A 16,337-nucleotide genomic window follows, 5' to 3' on the forward strand; every position below is an offset into this window, starting at 1 on the left:
ACCGGGCGGCCGGGTCCCATACCGTGATGACCTTGCAGCCCCACACCCGGGGCGCTCGCGCGGGAACGTAGAACGCCGGTCGACTATTGCGGCTGTGCGGGGCGGGCCAGCGTGAGGCCCGGGCCGAGGCCGTAGGCGAGGTGATTGAGCAGCGCGAACGCCGCGATCCTGTTGCCGCCGTGTCGCAGCCCCATGGCTCCCCATCCGTAGGAGGGGTAGACGATGAACCATGGGAAGACGTGCAGGGCCTATGCGAAGAGCTGGAAGAACGGGGGGAAGGTTCCGAGGATCCCGAGGGCGATGAGCGCAAGGCTGATGACGAAGGCTCGCACCGTTTCGAACGGCTTGTTGCGCAGCACGGCGTACAGGATGGCCCAGGCGAACAGCCAAACGACCACAGCCAGGATGGTCTTGCCGGACAGTGGACCAACCGAGTCGCTCCACTCCAGGCCGTCGTGCACCGTCGTACTGGCCTCGGCGAGTGTGGTGAGAAGGCCCAGTGCGGTGGCTCCGACACCCGCGGCGATGATCGCTGCCGAGATTGGCCCCTCCACCTTGTCGCTGAGGGGGAAGTCCTCTTCCCGTCCGCCTCCGGACGGCGTTGCCGCGTTCTTGGATTCCACGCCGCAACCTCCTTTCAGAGCCTGGTCACTGGACAGGCTCCACCTTGGTGATGAAGGCGCCGAACGCCCCTGCCACCGCCGCGAAGACGAAGGCGAGGACGAACAGGGTGATGGTGGTACGGCGGACCCGGTTGTGCCGGATCAGGCCGGGGCCGTAGTACCAGACGATGAAGACGACGGCGGTCGCGAGGATCGGACTGAGCCAGGCGATGTGTTCCTTCCACTCCATGCCGAACTCGTGCCAGTCCGCCGTGTCCGGGTCGGCGAGCAGCTGTGATCTTGGGCTGTCCGGGGTCATCTCCCGGTACCACGGGTAGACGACCCAGGTGCCGGTGATCACGGTCGCCCATGCCGCCACCGCCATGGCGGCGACACCGATCCGTACCCGCCGCATCCGCTCCACCACTCCCACGCGCGTCATCAGGGCGGGCTTGAGGCTGTACAGCTCGGCGAGACCACCGGCGAAGGCGAGCAGGAAGGCGGCTCCGAGGATCATGCCGTGGATGAGGGTCCACCACTCGCGCTCGGTGAAGTTCACAGCCCGTCTCCCGTTCGCCCTCGGAGCCGACACTGCCGTCGGTGTGCCTCTCCGTTTCGACGCTGATAGAAAATTGGCAATTTGATCCGGAAAGGGATCAGTGGTGACCTTATCGCCAGGGTTCTGCACAGCTGCGCGGGCGCGCCGCGACTACCGTGAGGAGAGCGTGAGGAGAGGCGGGCCACCGTTGCGCCAGGGCCAGCCGACTCCCGGAGGGAGGCCCCCGGTGTCAGCACAACCGTTCGACGTCGAAGCCGTGGCTGCTCTCGTCAGCGACGCCGCGGCCGCACCGTCCATGCACAACGCTCAGCCGTGGAAGTTCCGCTACCTGCGTGGGGCCCGCACCTTCCACGTCCGCTCGGACCCCGAGCGGGCCATGCCCAATGCCGACCCCACCCACCGCGCCCTTCACATCGGATGCGGCGCGGCCCTGTTCAACCTGCGCGTCAGCGCCGCTCACGCGGGTTGGGAGCCGGCCACCCGACTGCTGCCCGACCCGGCGGACCCGGAACTGCTCGCGCTCGTGGAGCTGGCCGGTCCCGTACGCCCGGAGACCGACCTCGCCGTGCTGTACCCCGCCATCCGCCGCCGGCACACCAGCCGCTATCCGTTCTCGGACGAGGACATCCCCCCGGCCCTACAGGACGCCCTCTGTGGAGCTGCCCTGCGGGAAGGAGCGCGGCTGCTCTTTCCCTCCGAATGGCACGCGGAATCCGTGCTGGACCTGGTCCACGATGCCGAGGGACGCGACTCGCTGGACCCCAGCCAGCTCGAGGACCTCGTCCGCTGGACCCATATCGGCCCCGACACCGCCACGTCGGCCGACGGCATCCCCGACTACGCCTTCGGCCCACGCAAGCGAGACGGAGAGGCGCCGGTACGCGACTTCGCGGGCCGACGCGCCGTGCCCGGCCGCGAGGTGGCCACATTCGAGAGGAAGCCACACCTTGCCTTGCTGGGCACGACCGGCGACCGGCCCGGGGACTGGCTCAAAGCGGGGCAGGCAATGGAGCGCGTCCTGCTCGAAGCGACCCTGGACGGGCTGGCAACCTCGCTCACGTCCCACGCCCTCGAATGGCCGGAACTCCGCTGGGCCGTCCGCGACCCTGGGTCGGCGATGGGGTTCGTGCAGATGGTGCTGCGCCTGGGATACGGCAAGCAGGGTCCGGGGACGCCACGTCGTCCAGTGGAAGACGTGCTCGACATCGTGCCGTAGCGGTGCTTTGGTACGGCGTCGCCGCAGAGGGACCGACGCCCTCGGCTCCCGGCACGTCCCCGCCCGTGAGCGCCGCCCTTCAGTGGCTGTGTCCTGTTTCGCCGTGGTCCTCGGCCTCCTGGGACGGGGCAGTAGCCGTGGGTCGGGGCTCGGCCGTGCACTCGGCTGCGACGACGGTGGCGGCGACGGCGAGGGACGCGGCGGTTGCCAGCAGCGCGCCGAGGGCGATGACGGCCAGGCGGGAGGCGAGCAGTGTCGGGGGGGCGGAAGCCTGCGAGGGCCAGGCGCCGGTCGCCGGAGCGGGCGTCCAGGACGGTGAACAGCCCGGCCAGTGTGGCCAGGGACGCGATGGCGATCGGGGCCATGGTGCCGCCGTGATGTCGGGCGGCCATGCCTGCTGGGAGAGGGTGCGGCCGCTTTCGCGCACGGTCAGCGCGGTGGACTCCTCTGGGGTGGTGGCCACCGCGAGGAGGACGAAGACGACGGGTACGGCGATGAGCAGCGCCCACAGCACCCGGTCGCGGGCCGCTTCCCGCAGCCCCATGCGCACGCCGGCGGACAGCTGGTCGGGCCGCTGATCCGGGCCGGTGCAGTGGCGGGAGTGGGGCCGCAAGGCCGGCTGACCGCTCGGCACGATCCGCCGACGTGACGCGTCCGGGAACCCTGGGAGGCTCGGTGCCCGGACGCTGCCGCGTGCCGACGCTCAGCAGATACGGGGCAGTTGCTCCCCGAGCGGCATGTCCACGATGCGCCGGGCGCCCACCAGGGTCCGCAGGGTGACGCGCCCCTGCGGTCCGTCCGGTAGCACCTCGCCGATCCGCACTGCCTGCCCACCCTCGGGCACCGACCGCATCGCGGCCAGCGTCTCCTCGGCCGCGTCATCGGCGACGAAGGCGACCAGACAGCCCTCGTTGGCGACGATCAGCGGGTCCAGGCCGAGCAGGTCGCAGGCGGAAGCCACCGGCTCGGGCACGGGGACGGCGCTCTCCTCGATCTCGACGGCGACGGACGAGTCGTGGGCGATCTCGTTCAGGGCGGCGGCGAGCCCGCCCCGGGTCGGGTCGCGCAGCACGTGGACGGCGGGCCCGAGCGGGCCCAGGTTGCGCACCAGCCGGTGCAACGGTCGGCTGTCGGAGACGATGTCGCTCTCGAAGCCTAGGCCCTCACGGGTGCTGAGGACGGTCGTGCCGTGCAGTCCGATCGGCCCGGACAGCAGGACCGCGTCCCCGGGGCGGGCCAGCCCGGCGGAGGGGTGCAGTGAGCCGTGCCGTTGCCCGATGCCGGTGGTGTTGATGAACAGTTTGTCGGCGGCGCCGCGGCCCACGACCTTGGTGTCCCCGGTGACCACGGGCACGCCGACGTCCTGCGCCGCCTTGCCCAACGAGGCCATGACGGCACGGAGTTCGGACAGCGGCAGCCCCTCCTCGACGATCAGCGAGACGGACAGGGCGAGCGGCCACGCGCCCCGCATGGCGAGGTCGTTGACGGTGCCGTGCACGGCGAGGGAGCCGATGTCCCCGCCGGGGAAGAACAGCGGGCTCACCACGAAGCTGTCGGTGCTGATCACGAGTTCCCGGTAGCCCGGCAGCAGCGCCGCGTCCTCCAGCGGGCCGGGTGAGCCGTCCAGGGCGGGCAGGATCAGCCGGTCGAGGAGTTCCGCGGTGAGGCGTCCGCCGGCACCGTGGCCCAGCAGCACGACCTCTTCTTCATGCTTCGGGGTGGGGCAGTCGATGGTCATGCCGTGCTCCTCGCAGAAGTACGTCCGGCCGCGTGGAAGGCGGCGCAGGTGCCTTCGGACGACACCATCGGCGCGCCGAGGGGATGGCGGGGTGTGCAGCGGGCGCCGTACGCGGCGCAGTCGGTGGGCAGCTTGGCCCCGGTCAGGATGGCGCCGGCGATGCACTCGGCGTCCTCGACGGGGCTGAGGCCCCCCACGTCGAACCGGCGGGTTGCGTCGAACTCCCGGTATTCCTCAGCGAGTTCGAGCCCGCTGTCGGGCAGCGACCCGATGCCGCGCCAGGCCCGGTCGGTGACCCGGAACACCGTGCGGACCGCGTCCTGCGCGTCGGTGTTGCCCGAGCGGCGCACTGCCCGTACGTACTGGTTCTCCACCTCGTACCGTCCCGACTCCAGCTGCCGTAGCGCCATGAGGATGCCCTCCAGCAGGTCCAGCGGCTCGAAACCCGTGACCACGATCGGCACCCGGTAGCGGGCGGCGATCGGCTCGTACTCGCGCCAGCCCATCACCGCGCACACATGCCCCGCCGCCAGGAAGGCCTGCACCTCGCAGTCCGGGTCGTCCAGCAGCGCGGTCATGGCGGGCGGCACCAGGACGTGGCTGACCAGCATCGAGAAGTTCGTCAGCCCGAGGCGGGCCGCGTGCAGTACGGCCATCGCGTTGGCGGGCGCCGTCGTCTCGAAGCCGACAGCGAGGAAGACGACCTGCCGGTCAGGGCGTTCGGCGGCCAGGCGTACGGCGTCCATCGGGGCGTAGACCACCCGTACGTCCGCGCCCCGGGCCCGCAGCGACAGCAGGTCGGTGTCGGTGCCGGGTACGCGCAGCATGTCGCCGAAGCTGGTGAGGATCACGCCGGGCCGGGTGGCGACGGCCATGGCCCGGTCCAGGGTCTCCAGGGGGGTGACGCAGACCGGGCAGCCCGGCCCGTGGATCATCCGCATGCCGGCGGGCAGCAGCTCGTCGATGCCCTGGCGGACCAGGGTGTGGGTCTGGCCGCCGCACACCTCCATGATCCGCCAGGGGTGCGTGGCGGTCTGCCGCAGCTCGTCCAGCAGCCGCCGGGCGAGGACGGGATCACGGTATTCGTCCAAGTACTTCATCGGTGCGTGAGGTCGAGCCGGATGTCCACGACCCCCTCCACGGCCCGGACCGCCCGGGCCACCATCGGGACGAGCGTGCGGTCTGGCATGGATCCGCCCAGGGTGACCACGCCGTCGGTCACGCTGATGGTGAGGGGAGTGGTGACGGGGAGGTGGCCCAGGATGCTGTGCCGGATCTCCTCGGCGATCTCCTCGTCGTCGCGGAGGAAGCCCTTGAGCAGATCACTGCGGCTGACCACGCCCTGCAGCATGCCGACCGCGTCCACCACGGGCAGCCGCTTGACATGTCGTCGGGCCATGATGCGCGCGGCTTCGGTGACCGGGGCGACCGCGTGCACGGTCACGGCAGGGCTGCTCATCAGCTCACCCGCGGTCAGCGCCGCCGCTTTCCGCCGCTCCGAGCGGTCGGCCTGCTCGTCCTCGCCGCCCTCGCGGTCGCGGAACTCCTCCTTGGGCAGCAGATCGGCCTCGGAGACCACGCCGATGACCCGCCCCTCGCCCTCCAGGACCGGCAGGGCGCTCACCTTCCACTGGTCGATCAGGCCGACGATCTCCTTGAAGGGCGCGTCGCGCCCGACGGCGATGACGGTGTGCGTCATCACATCGCTCACGGTGTACGGAGATTCAGGCATCGCAGCCTCCCGGTGTATCCCCTTGGGTGCGGACGACCGTCAGGTCGAGGAAGTGGGTGGAGCACGAGATGCACGGGTCGTGGTTGCGGATCGCTCGCTCGCACAGGGCCGTCAACTCGGCGTCGTCGGGGTCGTGTTCGCCGATCGCCTCCTGGGCCAGCCGACGCAGGTCGTCCTCGATCGCACCCTGGTTCTGAGCAGTGGGCGGCACCAGCAGCGCGCTCGTGACAATCCCGTCGGCGTCGATCTCGTAACGGTGGTACAGCACCCCGCGCGGCGCCTCGGTGGCACCGTGCCCGGTGCCGGCGACCGGCGGCACCTCGGTGTACGGGCGCGCGGGAGGCTCGTACGCCTCGATGATCCGCAACGCCTCGGCGACGGCGTACACCGTCTCCACCGCCCGCACCAGGATCGACCGGAACGGATTGCGGCACACGGCGCCTTCGCGCGGATCCCCGAGCCCCGCCTCCACGGCGGCCTCCAGCGCCACCGGCGACAGCCGTGCGCCGCCGATCGCGAACCGGGCGAGCGAGCCGGTGAGATGCAGCCGCCCATCGAGACGGGAGTGCAGCGCGGTGGAGTGCGCAAGGTGCGTTTCGGCGACGTGCTGGGTGAAGTCCCGGACCGGGAAGGAAAAGGTGGTGCCGTCGGCCCGCAGCACGGTCGGCGTCCCGCCCTCGATGGCGTACGTGTCCGAGGCGGCCAGCGCGAGCAGGTCGGCGTCGGTGTGCCCGTCCGGGAAGTCGAAGCCTGCGACCCAACGTACGGTGTCCCAAGCGTCGTCGAGTCCTCGCTTCAACTCCTCCTCGACCGGCCGCAGTTCGGCGCGGGTCGGCGCCCGGTGGAAACCGCCGAGGCGGACGTTCACGGGGTGCACGGCCCGCCCGCCGAGCAGTTCCATCAGGGAGTTGCCCGCCTTCTTCAGCCTCAGCCCCCGCTCAACCTCCGTCCGGTGCGTGCGCGCCAGCTCGATCGCGCTCGTGCGGCCCAGGAAGTCCGGGGCGTGCAGCAGGTAGATGTGCAGGGCCTGGCTCTCGATCCACTCGCCGCAGTACAGCAGCCGACGCAGATCTCGGACGGCCGGGTCGACCGTCACCCCGCATGCGTCCTCGATCGCCAAGCACGCGCTCATCTGGTAGGCGACTGGGCAGATTCCGCACACCCGGGCCGTGATGTCCGGCGGCTCGGTGTACGAGCGACCGCGCAGGAACGCCTCGAAGAACCGCGGCGGTTCATAGATCTCCAGCCGCGCCTCGGTGACCGTACCGTCGTGCACATGCAGGCGCAGCGCGCCCTCGCCCTCGACCCGGGACAGCGAGCCGACGTGCAGCAGACGGGATCCGCGGTGCGTCACGGCGACAACTCCTTGTCGAATGCGGCGGTGTTGAAGGTGTGCAGGAACCTGTCCACGGCGTCCTCGTCTAGACCGTCGCGACGCAGCAACGGGATCAACGCGGGCAGGTTCACCGACCCGGACGGGCCGAAGCAGCCGAAGCAGCCCCGGTGGTACGCCGGGCACAGCGCCCCGCATCCGGCGTGCGTGACCGGGCCGAGGCAGGGGGTCCCGTGGGCGACGGTGACGCAGACCGTGCCGCGCCGCTTGCACTCGAAGCACACGCTGTGGTCCGGCACGTCAGGCTTGCGGTCGGCCAGGAACGCGGTGATGACCTCGATGAGCTGTCGCTTGTCGATCGGGCAGCCGCGCAGCTCGAAGTCGACGTCGACATGGGCTGACACGGGCGTGGAGGTGGCGAGCGTGGAGATGTACTCGGGGTGGGCGTAGACCACGCGCCGGTACTCGTCGACGTCCGCGAAGTTGCGCAGCGCCTGGATGCCTCCGGCGGTCGCGCAGGCCCCGATGGTCACCAGGTGGCGGGAGGCGGCGCGGATCGCGCGGATGCGCTCAGCGTCCTCGGCCGTGGTGATCGAGCCCTCGACGAGGGACAGGTCGTACGGTCCGGGCGCCACCGCGCTGGACGCCTCCAGGAAGTGGGCGATCTCCACCTCGCCCGCCAGAGCCAGGAGTTCGTCCTCGCAGTCCAGGAGGGTGAGCTGGCAGCCGTCGCAGGAGGCCAGCTTGAACACCGCGAGCCTGGGCGCCGTCTTCGTGGGTGTTGTCTCAGCGGCCGCCATCTCACAACTCCCTTACCGACAGCAGGGGTTCGGCCTGCTTCCAGTCGACGACGGGCCCGTCCCGGCACACCAGCAGAGGGCCGAGCTGGCAGTGCCCGCAGTGCCCTGTCGCGCAGCGCATGTTCCGTTCCAGCGAGACCCGGATGCGGTCGCGGGGCACACCGCGGTGGGCGAGTTCGCGGCTGGTGGCACGGATCATCGGCTCGGGCCCGCAGACGAACGCGCAGGTGCCGTCCGGATCGAAGTGCGCCCGCCCCAGCAGCTGGGTGACCACGCCGACGTCCCCGTGCCAGCCCGCGTCGGGCATGTCGACGATCACTCCGGTGTACGCCGTGGCCCAGCTCTCCGCCTCTTTCCGGGCGATGACGTCGCCCGGGGTGCGCGCCCCGACCAGGACGTTGACGCGGCGATACGCCTCCGGCTCGGCCAGCGCGCTCAGGATCAGCGGCCGCAGCGGGGCGAGACCGATACCGCCGGCCACGATCAGCACGTCGCGGCCACGGGCCCGTTCCAGCTCCCAGCTCGTGCCGTACGGCCCGCGAAGGCCGACGACGTCGCCGGCCTGGGCCGCGCAAAGCCCGTCGGACACCGCGCCCACCGAGCGAATCGTGTGCGCGAGACCGCCCGTGGCCTGCACGGAGCTCACCGAGACGGGGATCTCGCCGCGGCCGAAGCAGTGCACCATCGCGAACTGGCCCGGCAGGAAGGCGGGCAGCGCCGCGCCGACCGGTTCGAGTCGCAGCGTGACGGTGTCCGCGGTCTCCGGCCGGCGGGCGACCACGCGATGGGGGACCGGTACGGCGGTCATCGCGGTTCCTTCGTCTCGTAGGTCCCGTACAGGTCGACCAGCCGGGCGCGGGCGGCGTTCAGGCGGTGGGCCAGCACCCTGCCGACCCAGTGCTCGACGGCGCGGCCGAACTCGGGATCGTCCAGGCTCATCAGACGGACGGCGACGGCGTCGAACTCGTAGGCCCGCAGAGCGGTCACGGCCTCGGCGCCCAGCTGCCACACGTAGGGCTCGTACAGCCAGGACCAGCCGACGAGGTCACCGACGCCCAGGGTCTCGATGACCGGGGGCCGGCTGCCGGGGATGTGCATGTCGAGGGCGGCCGTGCCGTCCCGGATGATCCAGAAGCGGTTGGCATGTCCGCCCTCTTCGAAGAGGCGGGCGCCCTGCGGGAACGTGACCTCACGGCCGACGCGCAGCAGCCGCTCGCGGTGCTCGGGGGGCAGGGCGTGGTTCATGCGCAGGGCGATCGAGGGAGGCATCAGTCCGTCTCCGTTCCGTGGGCCGCGTGTTCGGCGCGTTCGGCGCGTTCGGCGCGTTCGGCGTCCAGGGCGGCGACCTCCTCGGTGATGTCGATGGCAGCCGGGCACCAGGTGATGCAGCGTCCGCAGCCCACACAGCCGGAGGTGTCGAACTGGTCGTGCCAGGTGGAGAGCTTGTGGGTGAGCCACTGCCGGTAACGGCCACGCGGCGAGGAGCGGACCGGGCCGCCGTGCAGATACGAGAAGTCCAGGTCGAAGCAGGAATCCCAGCGCCGCCAGCGCTCGGTATGGTCACCGGTCAGGTCGGTGACCTCCTCCGTGGTGGTGCAGAAGCAGGTCGGGCAGACCATCGTGCAGTTGCCGCACGTCAGACAGCGGGCGGCGACGTCGTCCCAGCGCTCGGCATGCAGGCTCGCACCCATGAGGTCACGGAGGTCGACCGGAGGCAGCGCACGCCCCATTCGGTCGCGGGCTCCCTCCACGGCGGCGCGGGCGATGCCCTCGGTGCCCGTGTCGGCGGTTCGGTGCGGCACCTGGTCCAGCAGCTCGGCGCCCTCTTCGCTGCCGACGCGCACGAGGAAACGGTGCCCGTCGCCGTCCACCACCTCGGTGAGCGCCAGGTCGTACCCCGGATCGGCCGCGGGCCCGCCGCCCGTGGAGATACAGAAGCAGGTCGCACCCGGCTCGGTGCATTCGGCGGCGATCAGCAGCGCCCCGGACCGGCGCTTCCCGTAGCCGGTGTCCGCGTACCCTCCGCCGGTCAGGACGCGGTCCTGGATCGCGATGGCCCGCAGGTCACAGGGGCGGACGCCGAGGAAGGCGTACGACGGCGCCTCTGGCTCGTCCGGGGTGAAGGACACGTCACCCTCGGGTGTCCGGTCGGCGCTCCACAGCCGCTCCCGTGCGGGGTGCAGGAAGTTCTTCCAGGACTGCGGGCCCGCGCTGTGCGCGAAGGCGGCCCCGTCCTCGCGGCGGACGAGCCGGTAGCGTCCGGCTTCCAGCTCGACGCCCCAGCCGTAGGGGAGCGCGTCCGCCGAGGTCAGCTCCGCCAGCACGATCGCGCCATCACGGACGGTCGGCCCGACGACCGTCCGTCCCTGCGCCACCAGAGCCGCGACCAGCGCGTTCAGACCCTCTCGGTCGAGTACGTCCGGGGCTGCGGTGGCGGTCATGACGGTCCTCCTTGTCAGGGGCGGCTCCGTGCTTCTCCACAGTCAGGTTCGCGCCCGGAGGGTGCCAGCGGCAGGGGCCGACCGGCCCTCTTGACGGGCCGACCGGATCAGCCGCGCCCCGTAGGGGCGCGGGGCTGTGTCGATATGCGGCTCCGCCGCGTGGGCGCGACCAGCCACCGGCGACCTGCACCGTCCGGACGGCCTTTGAACGGCACTCCCGGCGGAGCGCTACGGCAGCGGCTCACCCAGCTCGCCCTCGACCGCGTCCGCCATCGCCCGCAGCACGTCGAGCGTGCGATGCGCCTCCGCCTCGTCGACCTGGCTGATCGCGAAGCCGACATGCACGATGACGTACGACCCGACGTCCGCCTCGGGTGTGCAGCTCAGGCACGCCTCGCGCCGGATCCCGCCGAAGTCGACGGTGGCCATGCGCAGTCCGGCGTCGTCATGGATCTCCACGACCCGGCCCGGGATGCCCAGGCACATACGCGTTCACTCCTCCCCGGCCAGCCGTGCGGCGGCGACCGCCGCCTGGCCGTAGCTGATGCCGCCGTCCCCGACCGGGACGTGACCGCCGACCAGCACCCGCATCCCCTGCGCGTGCAGCCGGCGCTTCACCTCGGTGAGCAGCCGGCGGTTGACGAAGCAGCCGCCGCCGAGACACACCGTCCGTGGCGCGCCCTCGGCCACGGCCCTGGAGACGAGGTCCGCGGTGACGATCGCGAGCGTCAGATGGAACGCCGCCGCCAGCCGGGCCACCGGCTCCCCGCCCAGCTGCCGTTCCAGCAGGCCGACCAGTGTCGGTGCGGGGTCGTACACCCACAGGCCGTGCACCCGCACGATCCGGTGAGGGAGCGGCACGGCGTGCTCGCCACCTGCCGCTGCCTCGAGCAGGACGGCCGCCTCGCCCTCGTAACTGACCCGGTCGGCGAGGCCGAGCAGGGCGGCAACCGTGTCGAACAGCCGCCCGGCGCTCGACGCGCGCGGGCAGTTCACGTCCCGGGTGACCATGGCGCGTACCGCGGCGGTCTCGGCCGGATCGAGCCGTTCGGTGAAGTGCTGACTGAGCCACGGGTACGGCCGTGGGGAACCCAGCATCTCGCCGCCGAGCAGCTGGCCGAGGGCGGTGCGGGAGGGATGGCGTACCGCCGCGTCTCCGCCGGGCAGGGGCGCGGTCGCGAACCTGCCCACGCGGCGGTAGCCGCTCAGATCGGCGACGAGGATCTCGCCGCCCCACAGCGTGCCGTCGTCGCCGAGGCCCAGCCCGTCGTAGGCCACGCCGACGAACCGGCCCCGCACCCCGTGCTCGGCCGCGCAGGCCGCCACGTGCGCGTGGTGGTGCTGCACCGGGATCCGGCGCAGCGCCTGCACCTCGGCCCACTGCGTGGACAGGTACCCGGGGTGCAGATCATGGGCGAGAACCTTCGGCTCGATGGCGGTGAGCTGCTTGAGATGGTCGTACGACGCCACGAACGCGTCGTGGGTCGCCAGGTCGGCCAGGTCGCCGGTGTGGGGGCCGATGTGCGCCCGGCCGTCGGCGGCCAGGGTGAACGTGTGCTTGAGCTGGGCGCCGACCCCCGCGACGGGTTCCCGTACGGCGAGCGGCAGCGGGGCGGGGGCCAGTCCGCGGGCCCGGCGGACGGTGATCCGGGTCCGCCCGGTGAACTGCACCACGGAGTCGTCGTAGCGGGACCGGATCGGCCGGTCATGAGTGAGGAAGCCGTCCGCGACACCGGCCAGAGTGCGCCGGGCCTCGGCGTCGTCGACGGCGATGGGCTCGTCGCTGAGGTTGCCGCTGGTGACCACGAGCGGCCGTGCCAACTCGTCGATGAGCAGGTGGTGCAGGCCCGTGGTGGGCAGGAACAGGCCGACATGGGTCAGGCCGGGATGCACCTCGCGCGCGAGCGGGGCCGGACCGTGCCACCGGCGGCGGGCGAGCAGGACGACGGGCCGCTCCGGAGACGTCAGAGCCTGGCGCTCGCCGGCGCTGATCCGCGCCAGCCGGGCCGCCGTCCCGGTGTCGCGGACCATCACGGCGAACGGTTTGGCCGGGCGCCCCTTTCGGCGCCGCAGCTCCGCCACGGCCTGCGGGTCCCCCGCGTCGCACACCAGTTGGTAACCGCCCATGCCCTTCAGCGCGACGATCCCGCCCGCCTCGACGGTCTTCACGGCCGCCCGCAGCGCCTCCTCGCCGCGCAGCTCCTGCCAGGTCAGTTGTGGTCCGCAGGCGGGACAGGCGACGGGTTCGGCATGGAAGCGCCGGTTGGCCGGGGCGGCGTACTCGGCCGCGCACTGCCGACACAGCGGGAAGCGGCGCATGGTGGTGCGGACCCGGTCGTAGGGCAGGTCCTCGATGATCGTGGCACGCGGACCGCAGTCCGTGCAGTTGATGAACGGATAGCGGTGCCGCCGGTCGCGAGGATCCCGGAGTTCGCGCAGGCAGGCGTCGCAGATCGCCGCGTCGGGCGGGATCTCGCGCGATGCCGTTCCGGCGCGCCCGGGTCCGCTGAGCCGTACCTGGAAGCCATGTCCGTACGCCGACTGCTGGACGCCCCCGGTCAGTTGGACTCGGCGTACCCGGGCGAGGGCGGGGGCGCCGGTACGCAGGCGGGCCGCGAACTCCTCGATGGCGCGTGGCGGCCCGGCGACCTCGCCCTCGACGTGACCGTTCACGTTGGCCACCCAGCCGTCCAAACCGAGGGCGGCGGCCGTGCGGTACACGAACGGCCGGAAGCCGACGCCCTGGACGATGCCCTCCACGTGGAAGCGGCGCACGGTCATGTCTGCCCCCTGGCCACCGCATCCCGGTAACGGGCGACCTCGTTCTCGACCGCGTCCACGAGCGGATCCACGGAGGCCTCTACGGCGGGCGAGAGACCGGTGCCGAGCTCACCGTCGGCGCCCTCCACGGCGTACACGACCAGGTGGTCCGGCAGCAGGCCCAGGACCCGGGCGAGTTCGACGGCCTCGCCGAGGCCCAGCCCGTGCGAGCTGGTGGTCGACGTCTGCGCGAGGTGTCCGCCGTCGATTTCGAGGCGGTGCACGCGGCCGGGGCTGCCGGGGTGCGCGTGGGCCGCGTCCACGACCACCGCGAGGTGGGCGCCCTCCCACAGACCGATCAGCCGGGCGGGGTCGCCGTCGCAGAGGGCGAGCACGGTGCCCGGCGGCAGCGGCCGGTCCGCGGCCCGCTCCCGCAGCCGGGCGACCACGGCCCAGCCCACGCCGTCGTCGCGCCGGAACTCGTTCCCGACACCGATGACGGCGATCCGCGCACGCGTCCTCATGCCTCTTACGATGCACTGCCGCTGCCCGGTCCCGCAGGGGCCGAACGGCCCATCCGCCCGGGCCGACCCGCCCGGCCGGGGCTACGAGGGCACAACGGCGACGGGGCACCATGCGTGCAGGAGGGCGAGCGCGGTGCGGCCCGAGCGCCGCCCGACCAGTGCAGTCCCTCGCCGAACCACCCGTCGTTCCCGTCGACGGTGCTGCGGCCGCGGCAGACAGCCGGACGGCGATCCACTCGTTCGGCTGCTGACGCACGGCACACGTCCTGGGCAACCCGCGCTCCCTTCGCGCGAGCCGCCCTCGTACGTCCGGAGCAGGGGCCCCGTGATCAGCGGCTCGTCACCTCCGGGTTGCCGTAGTAGGCGTCGGGGCCGTGTTTGCGGGTGTAGTGCCGATACAGGAGGTGGCGAGGGGGCGGGACGGTGGAGGCCAGCGCCAGGGTGTGGATCGCCATGTCGGCGACGGCTTCGCAGATGATGGCGTGTTCCAGGGACTTGCGGGCGGTGGCACCCCAGGTGAAGGGCCCGTGGTTGGCCACCAGCGCGCCGGGCACCCCGGCCGCTTGGTCGTCGTCGCCGTCGAGCATGTCGACTATGACCCGGCCGGTGTTGTACTCGTAGTCCTTCGCGCACTGGTCCGCGGTGAGGTCGGGGGTGCACGGGATGGGCCCATTGAAGGTGTCCGCGTGCGTGGTGCCCAGCACCGGAATCTCCCGGCGTGCCTGGGCGAAGGCCACCGCGTGGGTGGAGTGGGTGTGGGTCACGCCGCCGATGGACGCGAACGCCAGATACAGGCAGCGGTGGGTCTCGGTGTCGGTGGAGGGCCTCAGGTCGCCGTCGACGACGGCTCCGTCTGCCAGGCGCACCGTCACCAGGTCGTCCGCCTTCAGGTCCTCGTACGGGACTCCGGAGGGCTTGATGACGAAGACGCCTTCCTCCCGGTCGACCCCGCTCACATTGCCCCAGGTGAGGGTGGCGAGGCCGGCCCGGGGGATGGCCAGGTTCGCCTCCAGCACCTCCTGCCGCAGGGCGTCCCGGACACGTGCGGTCATCGGGTGTCTCCTCTTCTCGTGCGCTTCTCGTGTGTCACAGGGCCTGGGCGAGGCGGTAGTAGGCGGCGTTCCACCTGATTTCCTTGGCGAGTTTCTCCACCGATGTGTTGTCGTCGATGGTGAGCAGTTCGACGTCGGTCATGGCGGCGTAGTCGCTCAGGGTCTCCAGGTCGACTGCCGAGCTGAGCACCGTGTGGTGGGGGGCGCCGGCCAGCAGCCAGCTCTCGGCCGATTCGGCCAGCGAGGGACGCGGCTTCCATACGGCCCTGGCCACGGGAAGGTTGGGCAGCGGTTCGCTGGGGATGACGTCGACGGCGTTGGCGGTCAGCCGGAACCGGTCGCCCAGGTCACAGAGGCCTACGACCATGGCGGGGGCGGGTGCCGCGTCGAAGACCAGCCGGACGGGGTCCTCCCGTCCGCCGATCGACAGCGGGTGGATCTCGCAGCGGGGGCGTTGCGCGGCGACGGAGGGGCAGACCTCCAGCATGTGCGCTCCCAGGATGCGGGGGATGCCGGGGCCGAGGTGGTAGGTGTAGTCCTCCATGAAGGTGGTGCCGCCGTTCTGCCCGAGGCCCATGACCTTCATCGCGCGCAGCAGCGCGGAAGTCTTCCAGTCGCCCTCGGCGCCGAACCCGTAGCCGTCGGCCATCAGCCGCTGCACGGCGATTCCCGGCAGCTGCCGCAGGCCGCCCAGGTCCTCGAAGTTGGTGGTGAAGGACGTGAAACTGCCGTCCATGAGGAAGGCACGCAGCCCGAGTTCGAGCCGCGCCGCGTACAGCAGCGAGTCATGGCGGGGGCCGCCCGCACGCAGAATGGGTACGACGTCGTACAACTCCTCGTATTCGGCGGCGAGTTCGGCGGCCTCCTTGTCCGCGACGCTGTCCACGACGGCGACCAGGTCATTGACCGGGTAGGTGTTCACCGAGAACCCGAAACGCAGCTCCGCCTCGACCTTGTCCCCCTCGGTCACCGCGACATCACGCATGTTGTCGCCGAACCGCGCGAGGCGCAGGTTGCGCGAGGCCTGCCGGCCCGCCGCGGCACGCGACCAGGCCGCGATGCGCTTGACGACCCTGGGGTCGGTGGCGTGACCGGCGACGATCTTGCGGGTCACACCGAGCCTGGCCTCGATGTGGGCGAACTCACGGTCGCCGTGGGCCGCCTGGTTGAGGTTCATGAAGTCCATGTCGATGCTCGGCCAGGGCAGCGACAGGTTGAACTGGGTGTGCAGATGCAGCACGGGCCGGTCCAGGGCGCTGAGCCCGGCGATCCACATCTTGGCCGGGGAGAAGGTGTGCATCCACACGATCAGACCGGTGCAGGTGTCGGAGGCGTTGGCCTCCAGGCACAACCGCCGGATCGACTCGGCGTCGGTGAGGACCGGCTTCCACACGATCCGCGCGCGGATCTCCGCGTGGGAGCCGAGGATGTCGGCGATGTGGCGGGACTGCTCGGCGACCTGGCGCAGGGTGTCCTCGCCGTACAGGCCCTGGCTGCCGGTGAGGAACCAGATCTCCTGTGCCTGGTAGGTCTCGTTCGGTGCGGTCATGGCGGTTCCATACCTTTCGTATGAGATCTGG

General features: G+C 71.6%; 17 protein-coding genes. 1 reads left to right on the forward strand and 16 read right to left on the reverse strand.

Translation table 11 applies throughout. The features are described from left to right. Positions 1-248: 248 nt before the first annotated feature. Both ACFYO0_RS42345 and ACFYO0_RS42350 read right to left on the reverse strand, forming a co-directional pair. Positions 249-623 carry a hypothetical protein gene (locus tag ACFYO0_RS42345; RefSeq protein WP_388687006.1) on the reverse strand — a complete coding sequence of 125 codons (375 nt, stop codon included), beginning with the start codon at positions 621-623 and terminating at the stop codon, positions 249-251. A 25-nt stretch (positions 624-648) separates the two neighbouring features. Further along, positions 649-1,161, reverse strand: coding sequence for a hypothetical protein (locus ACFYO0_RS42350; protein ID WP_388687008.1), 513 nt, complete (start codon positions 1,159-1,161; stop codon positions 649-651). Positions 1,162-1,387: 226 nt separating this feature from the next. Between ACFYO0_RS42350 and ACFYO0_RS42355 the strand changes: the two genes are divergently transcribed. Next, complete coding sequence (locus tag ACFYO0_RS42355; protein ID WP_388687009.1) at positions 1,388-2,377, forward strand: Acg family FMN-binding oxidoreductase; 990 nt, start codon at positions 1,388-1,390, stop codon at positions 2,375-2,377. Between the two features lie 79 nt (positions 2,378-2,456). On the opposite strand, the gene ACFYO0_RS42360 is transcribed toward ACFYO0_RS42355, so the two are convergent. The 14 genes from ACFYO0_RS42360 to araA all read right to left on the reverse strand — a co-directional run bounded on the left by ACFYO0_RS42360 (position 2,457) and on the right by araA (position 16,306). Further along, entirely contained in the window at positions 2,457-3,011 is a 555-nt protein-coding gene (locus ACFYO0_RS42360) for a hypothetical protein (RefSeq protein WP_388687011.1), read from the reverse strand. A gap of 69 nt (positions 3,012-3,080) precedes the next feature. Next, on the reverse strand, positions 3,081-4,115 hold the full coding sequence (hypE, locus tag ACFYO0_RS42365; protein ID WP_388687013.1) for a hydrogenase expression/formation protein HypE: 1,035 nt from the start codon (positions 4,113-4,115) through the stop codon (positions 3,081-3,083). Further along, complete coding sequence (gene hypD, locus ACFYO0_RS42370; protein ID WP_388687014.1) at positions 4,112-5,215, reverse strand: hydrogenase formation protein HypD; 1,104 nt, start codon at positions 5,213-5,215, stop codon at positions 4,112-4,114. The genes hypE and hypD overlap by 4 nt, the downstream gene beginning before the upstream one ends. Further along, positions 5,212-5,847 (reverse strand): CBS domain-containing protein, encoded by a 636-nt coding sequence (locus tag ACFYO0_RS42375; RefSeq protein WP_388687016.1) that lies wholly within the window; start codon positions 5,845-5,847, stop codon positions 5,212-5,214. Before ACFYO0_RS42375 ends, hypD begins: the two co-directional genes overlap by 4 nt. Continuing rightward, entirely contained in the window at positions 5,840-7,201 is a 1,362-nt protein-coding gene (locus tag ACFYO0_RS42380) for a Ni/Fe hydrogenase subunit alpha (RefSeq protein ID WP_388687017.1), read from the reverse strand. Before ACFYO0_RS42380 ends, ACFYO0_RS42375 begins: the two co-directional genes overlap by 8 nt. After that, positions 7,198-7,980: an oxidoreductase gene (locus ACFYO0_RS42385; RefSeq protein WP_388687019.1), complete on the reverse strand. Its 783-nt coding sequence runs from the start codon at positions 7,978-7,980 to the stop codon at positions 7,198-7,200. Before ACFYO0_RS42385 ends, ACFYO0_RS42380 begins: the two co-directional genes overlap by 4 nt. A 1-nt stretch (position 7,981) precedes the next feature. Beyond that, entirely contained in the window at positions 7,982-8,788 is an 807-nt protein-coding gene (locus ACFYO0_RS42390; RefSeq protein ID WP_388687020.1) for an FAD/NAD(P)-binding protein, read from the reverse strand. Beyond that, positions 8,785-9,249 carry a Crp/Fnr family transcriptional regulator gene (locus tag ACFYO0_RS42395; RefSeq protein WP_388687021.1) on the reverse strand — a complete coding sequence of 155 codons (465 nt, stop codon included), beginning with the start codon at positions 9,247-9,249 and terminating at the stop codon, positions 8,785-8,787. The genes ACFYO0_RS42390 and ACFYO0_RS42395 overlap by 4 nt, the downstream gene beginning before the upstream one ends. Next, positions 9,249-10,421: a 4Fe-4S dicluster domain-containing protein gene (locus tag ACFYO0_RS42400; RefSeq protein ID WP_388687023.1), complete on the reverse strand. Its 1,173-nt coding sequence runs from the start codon at positions 10,419-10,421 to the stop codon at positions 9,249-9,251. The genes ACFYO0_RS42395 and ACFYO0_RS42400 overlap by 1 nt, the downstream gene beginning before the upstream one ends. 228 nt (positions 10,422-10,649) lie before the next feature. Continuing rightward, positions 10,650-10,907 (reverse strand): HypC/HybG/HupF family hydrogenase formation chaperone, encoded by a 258-nt coding sequence (locus ACFYO0_RS42405; protein WP_388687024.1) that lies wholly within the window; start codon positions 10,905-10,907, stop codon positions 10,650-10,652. 6 nt (positions 10,908-10,913) lie between these two features. Then, the gene (gene hypF / locus ACFYO0_RS42410; protein ID WP_388687025.1) at positions 10,914-13,202 is read right to left on the reverse strand and encodes a carbamoyltransferase HypF; all 2,289 of its coding nucleotides are present in this window, start codon (positions 13,200-13,202) and stop codon (positions 10,914-10,916) included. Further along, entirely contained in the window at positions 13,199-13,705 is a 507-nt protein-coding gene (locus ACFYO0_RS42415) for a hydrogenase maturation protease (protein ID WP_388687026.1), read from the reverse strand. The genes hypF and ACFYO0_RS42415 overlap by 4 nt, the downstream gene beginning before the upstream one ends. A 329-nt stretch (positions 13,706-14,034) precedes the next feature. Then, complete coding sequence (gene araD, locus ACFYO0_RS42420; protein WP_388687027.1) at positions 14,035-14,757, reverse strand: L-ribulose-5-phosphate 4-epimerase AraD; 723 nt, start codon at positions 14,755-14,757, stop codon at positions 14,035-14,037. 34 nt (positions 14,758-14,791) lie between these two features. After that, positions 14,792-16,306: an L-arabinose isomerase gene (araA, locus tag ACFYO0_RS42425; RefSeq protein WP_388687029.1), complete on the reverse strand. Its 1,515-nt coding sequence runs from the start codon at positions 16,304-16,306 to the stop codon at positions 14,792-14,794. Positions 16,307-16,337: the final 31 nt, after the last annotated feature.

Source organism: Streptomyces sp. NPDC006365 (assembly GCF_042870755.1).
Taxonomy (GTDB): domain Bacteria; phylum Actinomycetota; class Actinomycetes; order Streptomycetales; family Streptomycetaceae; genus Streptomyces; species Streptomyces xiangluensis.